The sequence below is a fragment of the Vibrio sp. 1562 genome, from assembly GCF_033340155.1.
GTDB classification, from domain to species: Bacteria; Pseudomonadota; Gammaproteobacteria; order Enterobacterales; family Vibrionaceae; genus Vibrio; species Vibrio alginolyticus.
In genome coordinates this window covers 1-12,012 of sequence record NZ_JAWOVY010000003.1, presented here as the reverse complement: position 1 = coordinate 12,012, position 12,012 = coordinate 1, and the positions used below count along the sequence as shown (strand labels likewise).

The following is a 12,012-nucleotide window of genomic DNA, read 5'->3' as shown; positions in this document are numbered from 1 at the left end:
AAAGCGTTCGGTTTCTGGTAAAAGTAAGCGCGTGATTAATATTCGGGAAAATTCGAACTATGAATGAAAGAAAGCAGGGGCGTAGAAGTGCTGAAGCAGCAGAACAAACTAAGTGTCTGATCCTTAAAGTGGCAGCAGATATGTTTTGTGAACTTGGTTACGAGCGTGTCTCGCTGCGCAATATCAGTGAAAAGGCTGGTGTTTCACATAGTTTGATCCGTCACCACTTCGGCAGCAAAGAGAAAATCTGGCAAGCGGTTAGCGATGCAATGGACGAGTTCATGCAGTGCTATATGGCTGAACTCATCAATGAAATGCCGGAGAACACACCTTCGAATAGAAAAATTTATCTGTTTATGGTTCGCATGCTAGCATTTGCTCTCGTCAATCCTCATCCAGTACAGATGATCGCCGATGCCATTCGACAAGGCGATGACGGTGCTCTACTGCAGTATTTCTTAAAGTCAAAAGATGAGTTCGCTGCAATATTTACCGGAATTTTCGAGCAGTACAACAGCGAAAACCCTAATGCACAATTTGATCAGTGGGAATCAAAGTGGCAAATGTTGATCTTCGCACATGGTGCTGTCAGTCTCGCGCCAATGATGCAAGAAACATGGCCGGATATTGCAGATAATCGCGAAAAACTGCTGATCAAGCATTGGGAATTGTTTAATACCATTATGGCCTCTCAATTTGGGATCCCAAAAGAAGAGATGATTCATCCGGAAAAGCTTGAAGATATCGTTATTGATATGTGCTGTACTATTGATGAAGCAGTAAACTAAAAGTAAACAAGCGAAAAGAAGACATAAAAAATGCCGAGCTACAAAGCTCGGCATTTTTGTTTCAATTCGTTTTAACCACGGTAGTAGCGTTGTGGTACGAACGGCATTTTTTCAACTGTCATTGGTAGCATTTTGCCACGCACTTCAGCGAACACTTCAGTACCAATCGCCGCCAAATCCGCACGAACATACCCCATTGAGACTGGCTTACCTGCATTCGGGCCCGCCGTACCGCTGGTTACAACGCCAATTTTAACGCCGTCAGCATCAAACAGTTCAACACCTTCACGCACTGGCGCTTTGGTTTGACCTACTAGACCCACACGCTTACGCGCCACATCTTTAGTCTCAATCTGCTTAAGAATAATGTCTGCGCCAGGGAAACCACCTTCACGTTCACCACCAATACGACGAACTTTTTGGATACCCCATAGCAAGCTCGCTTCAACGGGTGTTGTTGTTGTGTCTAGGTCATGACCGTATAGACAAAGGCCACACTCAAGACGAAGTGAATCACGAGCACCAAGGCCAATCCATTCAACTTCATTTTCCGCAGTCAGTTTACGTGCTAGCTCTTCCGCTTTGTCAGCAGGAACCGAGATTTCGTAACCGTCTTCGCCTGTATAACCACTACGAGAAACAATGCACTCGGCGCCTAAAATATCGACTTTACGAATATCCATGAACAGCATTTCAGAAACTTCTGGTGCAAAACGCACCAATACAGCCGCCGCTTTAGGGCCTTGGATTGCAAGTAGAGCTCGGTCTTCGATAATTTCTAGCTCAACACCAGATGGTAAATGCGCTTGTAGGTGTGCGATATCTTGCGCTTTACATGCTGCGTTCACAACCACAAACAGATGATCGCCTAGGTTAGCCACCATCAAGTCGTCCATGATGCCGCCCTCTTCATTAGTGAAAAAAGCGTAACGCTGTTTACCAGACTCAAGATCCACAATATCCACTGGGACTAATGTTTCTAGGAACGCAGCTGCACCGTCACCAATTAGGCGAAGCTGTCCCATGTGAGAAACATCAAACAGACCTGCCGCATCACGAGTATGTAAGTGTTCCTTCTTTACGCCTAGAGGATACTGAACAGGCATATCGTAACCCGCGAACGGGACCATTTTGGCACCAACTTCAACGTGAAGTGCGTGTAGTGGTGTTTTCAGTAGTTCTTGAGTCATTTTCGTCTCCATTTAGATAGACCCGAGAATGCTATCGGCATTCGATGTGTTTCCAATAATAAACATGGCTCATTCTATTTTGCACGAACAAGACGTAGATCGACTTGCAAAAGTGTGACTCTTAACATTTTAATCACAACAAATCGTACAAAAAAAGCGCTTTAATGAGCAAGTTCTCATCAAAAAAGCGCTTTTTCATCATAACGACCACCAACAGCAATCGTTTGCTTTCACTATAGGAAATTTACAAGTATTTATCACTATTTGGCTGTCACCCACAAAATGAGCGCATCTTCCTCGCTAACACTGGTCAACATATGTCCCATATTTGCATCGTAATAAACGCTGTCTCCCTCGCTTAAAACAACAGGTTCGTAAAACTCAGAATAGAACATGACCTCACCAGATAAGATAAGTAAAAATTCTTCGCCGTCATGACGAACCCAGTCTTTATATTCATCAAAACTACGAGCTCGAATTTGGCTCTTAAACGGCATCATTTTCTTATTGGAAAGTTGAGTAGCGAGCAGTTCATGTTCATAAGTTTGTGTTGGGTGTGGTTTACCTTCATTCTTCTTGGTAACATCCCTGCGCCCTGTCGCTACCTTTTTTCTAGGTGGTTCAAAGAGTTGTGGCATGTCAATTTGTAAGCCTAGTGCCAATTTTTGCATCGCTTGAAACGTCGGGGAGATCTGCTCATTTTCTATTTTGCTCAGTGTAGATCGAGCAAGCCCGGTTCGCTGACTGGCCTCTTCTAATGTGATACCGAGTTTCGAGCGGATATCCTTAATACGCTGGCCCAGTTTTAACGGCTCGATATTTTGGTCATGTTGCTCTTTTGCCAACGTCATCGATGGGTATTCATCGTAAATACTTTCTGCCATAAATCCCTCTATAGATATCCATATTTTTTGTCTTACTCGCATTGTGCATGAAGCACATAGTGGATAGAAGTCCACCAAGTGAATTAAACCGTGCTCTTGTTAACAAATTTTGAAATCTTGTTTCCTATAGGAAATTTTTGGTTGATTGTTCCCGTCACAGGCGCTATGTTACCAACTTGTTAGATGTAGAGATGCATATTTCCGTAAGAGATTGGTAAAGGAAACACGCAATCCAACGGAGTTTTTGCCCAAATTTAGGGCCGGATGTTCACTCTGTTCTGCTACGCAGTTCAGCTGTTTTTGAGGACAAATGAACCACAACCGCAAATCATAACTCATCTATTGCGGGTTCATTTTCAGATTTGGAAGGTCAACTACCATGAATAAGAGTTACCCTAACCACAGCTTGGAAAACTTTTTCTCTACCAACCTCTCTGCGACAGATGATGCTGTCTTTGCTGGAATTCAAGCGGAATCCGCTCGCCAAAACGAACAAATCGAACTTATCGCTTCTGAGAACATTGTTTCTAAAGCGGTAATGCAAGCTCAAGGCACATGCCTAACAAACAAATACGCTGAAGGCTACCCAGGTCGTCGTTACTATGGTGGTTGTGAGCACGTAGATACAGTGGAAGCCATTGCTATCGAACGCGCAAAAAAACTTTTCAATTGTGAATACGCAAACGTTCAACCACACTCAGGCGCACAAGCAAACGGCGCAGTAAAACTAGCACTGCTTCAACCTGGTGACACCATTCTTGGTATGTCTTTAGACGCAGGTGGTCACCTGACGCACGGTGCACGCCCTGCACTTTCTGGTAAATGGTTTAATGCAGTTCAATACGGTGTTGATCGCGAAACACTGGAAATCAACTACGAAGATGTTCGTGAGCTAGCACTTGAGCACCAACCTAAAATGATCATCGCAGGTGGTAGCGCTATTCCACGTACTATCGACTTTGCAAAATTCCGTGAAATCGCAGACGAAGTAAATGCAATTCTTATGGTCGACATGGCACACATCGCCGGTCTTATCGCAACAGGCGCGCACCCTAGCCCACTGCCACACGCACACGTTGTTACGACTACAACACACAAAACATTGCGTGGCCCTCGCGGCGGTATGATTCTTACTAACCACGAAGACATCATTAAGAAAATCAACTCAGCCGTATTCCCTGGCCTACAAGGTGGCCCACTGATGCACGTTATCGCAGCCAAAGCGGTCGCATTTGGTGAAGCGCTTGGCCCTGAATTTAAAACTTATATTGATTCGGTGATCAATAACGCAAAAGTCCTAGCGGAAGTATTGCAAACTCGCGGTTGCGACATCGTAACTGGTGGCACAGACACGCACCTAATGCTGGTTGACCTTCGTCCGAAAGGGTTGAAAGGCAATAAAGCAGAAGAAGCTCTAGAGCGTGCTGGGATCACATGTAACAAAAATGGCATCCCATTCGATACAGAGAAGCCTATGATTACATCGGGCATCCGTTTAGGAACGCCTGCGGGTACAAGCCGCGGCTTTGGCGCTGAAGAATTCAAACTCATCGGTAATTGGATTGGTGACGTACTGGACGGTTTAGTGAACAACCCTGAAGGTGACGCAGAAGTTGAAAAACGCGTTCGCAAAGAAGTAAAAGAACTTTGCAGTCGCTTTCCTCTATACCAGTAAACGATTTTTTTAAAATCATAATAATTCCTGACAAGTTATTCGGAGATTAAGCAATGGACAAAACACTGAAGTTTGCAGATAGCCACGAGTGGGTACGTGACAACGGTGACGGCACAGTAACAATTGGTATTTCTGAGCATGCACAAGAAATGCTAGGTGACGTGGTATTCGTTGACCTACCAGACGTAGAAGACGAAGTTGAAGCAGGTGAAAGCTTCTCTCTCGTTGAATCTGTAAAAGCAGCGTCAGACATCTACGCACCAATCACTGGTGAAATCGTAGAAATCAATGAAGAACTAGAAGACAGCCCAGAGCTAATTAACGAAGAGCCGTACGAAGGTGGCTGGATCGTAAAAGTGAAGATGTCTGATGTATCTGAACTAGATAACCTGAAAGACGCAGACGAATACCTAAACTCTATCGAAGAAGAGTAATTAGGATGTGACGAAAGCTGTTCCCTAGCCTGTTTAGAGAACAGCTTTTTTTCTAGGTTCGGACGTATAATTTAATTTATCAGTAACGCAAATCCGTTACCCGAACCAAGGAGTAGGTAAAGGACAATGACTGAATTACTTCAAAGCCTCAGCACACAAAACGAGTTCGTTGCTCGCCACAATGGACCAAACAAATCTGACCAACAGAAAATGTTGGAAGCGATCAACGCAGTTAGCCTAGATTCGCTTATCGACGAAACCGTACCAGCACAAATTCGCCTAGAGCAACCAATGAGCTTGGCAGAAGCGAAAAGCGAAGCAGACATGCTGGCAGCAATGCGTAAGTTCGCCGATCAGAACCAAGTTAAACGTACATTCATTGGTCAGGGTTACTACAACACCTTCACGCCGAACGTGATTCTACGCAACGTGATGGAAAACCCGGGCTGGTACACTGCTTACACCCCTTACCAACCAGAGATCTCACAAGGTCGTTTAGAAGCACTTCTAAACTACCAACAAATGGTGATGGATCTTACTGGTATGGAAATCGCGAACGCGTCATTGCTCGATGAAGCAACGGCAGCAGCAGAAGCGATGACACTTTGTAAGCGTGCGGGTAAAAGCAAGAGCAACGTATTCTTCGTTGCTGACGACGTTCACCCACAAACCATCGAAGTGGTAAAAACTCGTGCGAAATTCATCGGCTTTGAAGTCTTGGTTGGTTCTTTAGAATCACTACCAGAGCAAGACGTGTTCGGCGCACTAGTTCAATACCCAAGTACAACAGGTGAAGTTCGTGACCTAACGGACATCATCGCTAAAGCGCAAGCAAACAAAACACTAGTGACTGTAGCAACGGACCTTCTTGCTTCTACCCTACTTAAACCTGCTGGTGAAATGGGCGCAGACGTAGCAATCGGTTCAGCACAACGTTTTGGCGTGCCGATGGGTTACGGCGGTCCACACGCTGCTTTCATGGCAACTCGTGATAAGCACAAGCGTACAATGCCTGGGCGTGTTATCGGTGTTTCTATCGATACCAACGGTAACCAAGCACTGCGTATGGCAATGCAAACGCGTGAACAGCACATCCGTCGTGAAAAAGCGACTTCAAACATCTGTACTGCTCAAGCACTGCTAGCGAACATGGCGTCTTTCTACGCGGTTTACCACGGCGCAGAAGGTCTACGCACGATTGCTCGTCGTACGCACCACATGACAGCCATCCTAGCCGCTGGCCTAACTAAAGGCGGCTTCGAGCTTGCTCACAACAGCTTCTTCGACACCATCACTATCAACACAGGTGCACAAACTGAAGACCTATACGCGAAAGCACTAACCGCAGACATCAACCTACGTAAGTTGGATACTCAGCTAGGTGTGAGCTTCGACGAAACCACAACCGTGGCAGATGTAGAAGCCCTATTCGCAGTATTCGGTGTGAAAGAAGAAGTCGCAGCACTATCAACTGAAATCGCAGGCAACGAGTTTGCAGCCATTCCAGAAGCATTGCGCCGCACAACAGAATATCTAACACACCCTGTGTTTAACACGCACCACAGCGAAACACAGATGATGCGTTACCTAAAACAGCTAGAGAACAAAGACTTCTCACTCACGCACGGCATGATCCCACTGGGCAGCTGTACGATGAAGCTGAACGCAGCAGCAGAGATGATCCCAGTTACTTGGCCTGAGTTTGGTTCGATCCACCCGTTCGCACCAGCAGAACAAGCAGCTGGTTACGCAGCACTCGCAAAAGACCTTAAAGAAAAGCTATGTGAAATCACTGGCTATGACGCATTCTCACTACAACCAAACTCTGGTGCATCGGGTGAGTACGCAGGCCTTATCGCGATTCAGCGCTACCACGAAAGCCGTGGCGAAGGTCACCGCAACGTATGTTTGATCCCAAGCTCTGCGCACGGTACTAACCCTGCGACAGCATCTATGGTGTCAATGAAAGTGGTTGTGGTTAAGTGTGATGAAGAAGGCAACATCGACATCGACGACCTAGCAGCGAAAATCGAGAAACACAAAGACAACCTATCAAGCATTATGATCACTTACCCTTCTACGCACGGCGTTTACGAAGAGAAAGTGAAAGAAGTGTGTGAAATGGTTCATGCCGCTGGTGGTCAGGTTTACCTAGACGGCGCTAACATGAACGCGCAGGTTGGTCTAACATCACCAGGCTTCATCGGTTCAGACGTTTCTCACCTAAACCTACACAAAACCTTCTGCATCCCGCACGGTGGTGGCGGTCCGGGTATGGGTCCTATCGGTGTGAAATCTCACCTAGCTCCTTTCTTACCAGGGCATATTGAAGACGGTGTAGAAGGCGCAGATTTCGCAGTATCAGCAGCAGATATGGGTAGCGCTTCTATCCTGCCTATCTCTTGGGCTTACATCGCAATGATGGGCGAAGCTGGCCTAACAGATGCTACAAAAGTAGCAATTCTGAACGCAAACTACGTGATGGAAACACTTCGCCAACACTACCCTGTTCTTTACCGTGGCAAAAATGGCCGCGTAGCGCACGAATGTATTATCGACATTCGTCCGCTGAAAGAAGAAACAGGTATCAGCGAAGAAGACATCGCGAAGCGTCTAATGGACTACGGTTTCCACGCACCAACTATGTCGTTCCCTGTAGCGGGCACGCTAATGGTTGAGCCAACGGAATCGGAAGATCTAGAAGAGCTAGACCGCTTCTGTGATGCGATGATCGCTATCCGCGAAGAAATGGAGAAAGTGAAAAACGGTGAATGGCCACTGGATAACAACCCACTTGTTAACGCGCCACACACACAAGTTGATCTTTCAGCTGAAGATTGGGACCGCCCTTACTCTCGCGAGATTGGCTGCTTCCCGTCTAAAGCGACCAAATCTTGGAAGTACTGGCCAACGGTAAATCGCGTAGATAACGTATACGGTGACCGTAACCTAATCTGTTCATGCCCAAGCATCGATAACTACGAAGATTAATTTTTGTAGAATCTAAATAAACAAAGGCGAACCGATTGGTTCGCCTTTGTTTTTGGTGTGCCGCCGTAACATTTGTTGATACATCGAGAAGGAATGATGGCTAGTTATTGTTTGCACAAAAGTGATTTAGAAATACAGTGACTTCTGAGAACCTTTGAATTAGCACTAATATCTCAGAGCCTTAAAAGCTTGTTGGAAACTCCTCATGAACACTATGTTATGCAGGTGCTGTGTAGTTTCTCAGTTCAGTTGCAGTAAGTCCCACTTATTACCATAGAGATCTTGGAACACCACCACTGTCCCGTATTCTTCCACACGAGGCTCTTCATTAAATACAACACCATTTTTCTTCATCAACTCGTAGTCACGCCAAAAATCATTAGTTTGCAGAAACAGGAAAACACGACCACCTGTTTGATTTCCTACTGCATGCGTTTGCTCCGGTGTACTCGCTTGAGCTAAAAGTAGGTTTGTACCATTGGAGTTTGGAGGAGAAACTTGAACCCAGCGTTTACCACCACCTAGGTTGGTATCTTCAACCAGAGTGAATTGAAGTTTTTGAGTATAGAATTCGATAGCATCGTCGTAATTTTCAACGACTAGAGCAATGTTTCCGATTTGCTGCTGAACAGTTTTGGCCATGATGATTTCCGCTGTGTCAAAACGCTAATTGTACTCTATTTTGAGACTTTTCTAGAAAGCACATAACGCCTTGCAAATGTGTAAGGCACACAATACGAATGCTTACGCACGGCGCCTTTGTCACTAGAACCGACAAACAATATAGCTGCCACCAGTGTCGAATCTTGATTGAGCAACTTATTAAAGCCTTAGCTATAACTCAAGAGCAAATCTCTAACCTAATAAAGAAGGCTGCTCGTATACCACGGTATTATAGTTCTTCTAGTTTTCCCTTAGCTAAATCTTCTTGTTGCTTAAGGAACATGAAGAAGTTTGCCTCACTGATAAACGGGTTACCGCTTGTGCCGAGCTTCTTCCTATTTTCAAAAAGGAAATTTTTATGTGGATGGTTCGAAAGGTTAACGTTCACAATAGGTGCCTGTAGTGAAATTTTTCTAATTTTCTCCATGCTAGTCAGGAACTGGCCAATAACTTCTGGATCATTGCTACTTACGCTATGCCCACCAACGATAAAAGCACGATATTGTTCGCCATTATCTTCAACAGTGAAGTCTAAGGAATAATCACCTTCCGTGTGGCCAGGTGTGAGATAGAACTTAAACTCATGTCCACCAATAGCCATAGAGCTATCGCTTTTTATCTCTATGTCTAAATTTGGAGGAAGGAACTTGTTCTCACCTTCGCTTTTGTTTGATTGCTGTATAGCTAGTTCATGAGCGCTTTTGGTCATCACGACTTTGGAACCATACTTCTCTTGAAGTAACTGGGCGCCTCCAACGTGGTCAGAATGCCCATGAGTTACCAATATGTGCGTTATTGGCTTATCTTTTAGCCCTAGCTTCTCTAGGTTGATAGGTATCCACTCAGAGTAAGGGAAGTCAAGCGTATCAATGATAACGAGTCCGTCGTCTGTAGCAATGGCATATGATGAGACCCACTTGTCTCCTACATAATAGACATTATCAAACATTTGAAATGGTTCTACATAACCGTTCTTATCATTCATTGCTGGAACATATTGACTTAAGGAAGCAAAAGACGAAGCACTGAAAAGTAAACCTACAATAATTTTTTTCACGAAATCACACACAAATATATCCTTAATAATTTCTTATAGAACCTCGCGGATGAGAAAGCTCTAAACGATTTTCAGAGGCAAATACAACTGCAAATACTTTCTACTTAGCTTGAGTTTTAGCTGACCGAATCACTTGTAAACTCGAATCCTATTAACTGCCTATGTATTCATGATTCTTTTAGAGGTTAAATAAATGAACTCAATTGAAGCAGAGTCATGAAGCTTCACTTGAGGTTAGCGGCACAGCACAATGTGATAAACCTCTTTCAAGCAAACATTTGAATGCGATTTTTCCAATTTAAGACATGTTCAATAAATGCATCAACTCTTGCAGGCCTTTTATCGCGGTCTCGATACATAATGAATACTTCTTTACCCGAGCATTGCCATTCTGGCAACAAAGGCAGCAGGTTATGTTGATCATGATTTAGCTCATGAAAGTAATAGGTTGGAATCCAAGCAATTCCTAAACCATGGATGACGGCGTCTCTAACTAGTAGTACATCATTTGAAGTGAATTGAAACTTTAGCGGACGATCAAATGTTTCATTGGTGATTTGATTAACTAATTTCCATTGGCTGTCGTTGTTTACCGTAATTAGGCGATGATGAACAAGTTGTTCTGGATGGGTAATCGGTTGGTGTTGTTCTAAATAGCTTCGTGATGCACAAAGCGCAAATGGAATCGACCATAATTTCTGAGCAATCCAGTCTTGTTCAATAAGATCACCAAGACGAAAACTAACATCGACACGGTTAGATACAAGATTGATTTTTTCATTCTGTACATCTAAATCGATACATATCTTCGGATGTTGCTCTGCAAATTCATAAACGCACCGCTTTAACCACATCTGTGTCATGTTAATTGGCGCTGATATTTTGATCGTTCCGCTTAAAGACTGACGCTCAGTCGCAATTCTCGATGTCACATTATTTAAGCTAAGAAGTAACGGCTCACAGAGTTGATAATATTTTTCGCCATCAGTTGTTAACGCAAAGTGGTGTGCACTGCGGTTAAATAGTCTGCAATTTAAGTTTGTTTCCAGCCTTTTTAACTTCCGGCTTAGCGTGGCTAACGGGACATTAAGACGCTCAGATCCTTGTGTTAGGCTTTGATAGCGAGCAACAGAAACGAATAACAAAAGGTCATCCAAAGAGTGACGTTCCATATTTGGGATTAACCCTCTTAAATTTGGCTATTAAAAATCAAATATGAAATATATAGCATTATCGCGTCAAGTTAATTTTTATCAGGAAGATCTATGTCTAAGCATTTATCAATTTGGTGCGGTGTTGTTGTCGCTATCTTTTTTTGGTCTAGTAACTTTAACGTAATAAAGGCTATTAATAGCGATGTCTCTCCTTTGGATTCAGCGACGTTACGATTTTCCGTTGCAGCTTTAATACTCTTACTGATAAGAGGTACTAAACGCTCTCCATATGGAGCCAAACTCACACGAAAAAGTATGTTGTCGTTGTTTGTTATAGCAACCGTGGGTGTAACTATCCAAAACTTCTCTATTTTCTCTGCAATGAGATTTACTACCCCAGTTAACGCAGCGGTTGTTCAGGCAAACCTACCACTTGTCACTATCTTGTTGTCGGGCGTTATTCTCAAGACTTCCATTTCGGTTAAAACTATTTTAGGTGCACTAATCAGTTTTTGTGGAGTGGTAATCGTCATTACAGGGGGAAATATTCATTCTATTAGCAGCAATAGTAATATTGGTGATCTATACATGTTATTTGCTTTAATTAGTGGGTGTTTATACACAATTCTAGCGAAGCGTTTAACATCTCATATCCCAGTAACTCAGCAGTTACGTTGGGTGTTAAGTATTGGTGCCATTCAAATGGTCGCTATAGCGATGTACCACGGCGACTTTAGCCGTAGCTTAAATGCCATAACATTTAAAGACCTAGCATTAATAGCTTACATGAGCCTGTTTGGAACTTTGATTGCTTATTACTTTTGGATGAAAGGCGCTATCGTTCTTGGTCCAGATAAGATGTCTCCATTATTTAATATTATGCCGGTATTCACTCTACTGATTTCGTTCATTTCTGGTGAGCAGGCTCAATGGGAAAATGTTTTAGGCGTCTTTATCGTTGCGGCTGGTGTGTATATAGGTAACTCAGCACCTTTTGCTCGTTTACGGAAGGTGGTGGAGTAAAAATAGACGCCAACCTTAAGTCGCATTATTTAGAGCAATACTTTGTTAATTGGCATAAGTTTTCTTGGTTTCCAATTGTAACCACCCCTTAAAATAATACAGCTCAAACGTAGAATTTTCTTTAAAATAACCTAAGAGGATTTTACACATGAG

At 43.7% G+C, this 12,012-nt stretch carries 10 protein-coding genes; 5 read left to right on the top strand and 5 right to left on the bottom strand.

Features of this window, described 5'->3' with window-relative positions; all coding sequences use genetic code 11:
• Positions 1-59: 59 nt before the first annotated feature.
• A complete protein-coding gene (gene vdeR, locus R7Z49_RS03535; RefSeq protein ID WP_005376423.1) occupies positions 60-788 on the top strand; it encodes an efflux transporter transcriptional repressor VdeR in 729 nt (242 codons plus the stop codon).
• 71 nt (positions 789-859) lie between these two features.
• On the opposite strand, the gene gcvT is transcribed toward vdeR, so the two are convergent.
• Positions 860-1,978: a glycine cleavage system aminomethyltransferase GcvT gene (gene gcvT / locus R7Z49_RS03530; RefSeq protein ID WP_137282664.1), complete on the bottom strand. Its 1,119-nt coding sequence runs from the start codon at positions 1,976-1,978 to the stop codon at positions 860-862.
• A gap of 260 nt (positions 1,979-2,238) precedes the next feature.
• A complete protein-coding gene (locus R7Z49_RS03525; RefSeq protein ID WP_005376429.1) occupies positions 2,239-2,862 on the bottom strand; it encodes a helix-turn-helix domain-containing protein in 624 nt (207 codons plus the stop codon).
• 379 nt (positions 2,863-3,241) lie between these two features.
• Between R7Z49_RS03525 and R7Z49_RS03520 the strand changes: the two genes are divergently transcribed.
• From R7Z49_RS03520 to gcvP, 3 genes are all read left to right on the top strand, one after another.
• The gene (locus R7Z49_RS03520) at positions 3,242-4,537 is read left to right on the top strand and encodes a serine hydroxymethyltransferase (RefSeq protein ID WP_005376430.1); all 1,296 of its coding nucleotides are present in this window, start codon (positions 3,242-3,244) and stop codon (positions 4,535-4,537) included.
• Between the two features lie 53 nt (positions 4,538-4,590).
• The gene (gene gcvH / locus R7Z49_RS03515; protein ID WP_005376432.1) at positions 4,591-4,971 is read left to right on the top strand and encodes a glycine cleavage system protein GcvH; all 381 of its coding nucleotides are present in this window, start codon (positions 4,591-4,593) and stop codon (positions 4,969-4,971) included.
• A 126-nt stretch (positions 4,972-5,097) separates the two neighbouring features.
• Positions 5,098-7,962, top strand: coding sequence for an aminomethyl-transferring glycine dehydrogenase (gene gcvP, locus R7Z49_RS03510; protein ID WP_053349136.1), 2,865 nt, complete (start codon positions 5,098-5,100; stop codon positions 7,960-7,962).
• Between the two features lie 240 nt (positions 7,963-8,202).
• Here gcvP and R7Z49_RS03505 read toward each other — a convergent pair whose 3' ends face one another.
• The 3 genes from R7Z49_RS03505 to R7Z49_RS03495 all read right to left on the bottom strand — a co-directional run bounded on the left by R7Z49_RS03505 (position 8,203) and on the right by R7Z49_RS03495 (position 10,854).
• The gene (locus tag R7Z49_RS03505) at positions 8,203-8,604 is read right to left on the bottom strand and encodes a VOC family protein (RefSeq protein ID WP_005388788.1); all 402 of its coding nucleotides are present in this window, start codon (positions 8,602-8,604) and stop codon (positions 8,203-8,205) included.
• Positions 8,605-8,854: 250 nt separating this feature from the next.
• Positions 8,855-9,682, bottom strand: coding sequence for an MBL fold metallo-hydrolase (locus R7Z49_RS03500; protein WP_025767808.1), 828 nt, complete (start codon positions 9,680-9,682; stop codon positions 8,855-8,857).
• A 266-nt stretch (positions 9,683-9,948) separates the two neighbouring features.
• The gene (locus R7Z49_RS03495; RefSeq protein ID WP_025767809.1) at positions 9,949-10,854 is read right to left on the bottom strand and encodes a LysR family transcriptional regulator; all 906 of its coding nucleotides are present in this window, start codon (positions 10,852-10,854) and stop codon (positions 9,949-9,951) included.
• A 93-nt stretch (positions 10,855-10,947) separates the two neighbouring features.
• Here R7Z49_RS03495 and R7Z49_RS03490 point away from each other — a divergent pair, with 93 nt between their 5' ends.
• Entirely contained in the window at positions 10,948-11,859 is a 912-nt protein-coding gene (locus tag R7Z49_RS03490; RefSeq protein ID WP_025767810.1) for a DMT family transporter, read from the top strand.
• Positions 11,860-12,012 lie beyond the last annotated feature (153 nt).

Excerpts from the sequence above, each read along its gene's own strand:
- gcvT (WP_137282664.1), bottom strand. The coding sequence starts at position 1,978 with ATGACTCAAGAACTACTGAAAACACCACTACACGCACTTCACGTTGAA.
- R7Z49_RS03505 (WP_005388788.1), bottom strand. The coding sequence starts at position 8,604 with ATGGCCAAAACTGTTCAGCAGCAAATCGGAAACATTGCTCTAGTCGTT.
- vdeR (WP_005376423.1), top strand. The coding sequence starts at position 60 with ATGAATGAAAGAAAGCAGGGGCGTAGAAGTGCTGAAGCAGCAGAACAA.
- R7Z49_RS03525 (WP_005376429.1), bottom strand. The coding sequence starts at position 2,862 with ATGGCAGAAAGTATTTACGATGAATACCCATCGATGACGTTGGCAAAA.
- R7Z49_RS03490 (WP_025767810.1), top strand. The coding sequence starts at position 10,948 with ATGTCTAAGCATTTATCAATTTGGTGCGGTGTTGTTGTCGCTATCTTT.
- gcvP (WP_053349136.1), top strand. The coding sequence starts at position 5,098 with ATGACTGAATTACTTCAAAGCCTCAGCACACAAAACGAGTTCGTTGCT.
- gcvH (WP_005376432.1), top strand. The coding sequence starts at position 4,591 with ATGGACAAAACACTGAAGTTTGCAGATAGCCACGAGTGGGTACGTGAC.
- R7Z49_RS03520 (WP_005376430.1), top strand. The coding sequence starts at position 3,242 with ATGAATAAGAGTTACCCTAACCACAGCTTGGAAAACTTTTTCTCTACC.
- R7Z49_RS03495 (WP_025767809.1), bottom strand. The coding sequence starts at position 10,854 with ATGGAACGTCACTCTTTGGATGACCTTTTGTTATTCGTTTCTGTTGCT.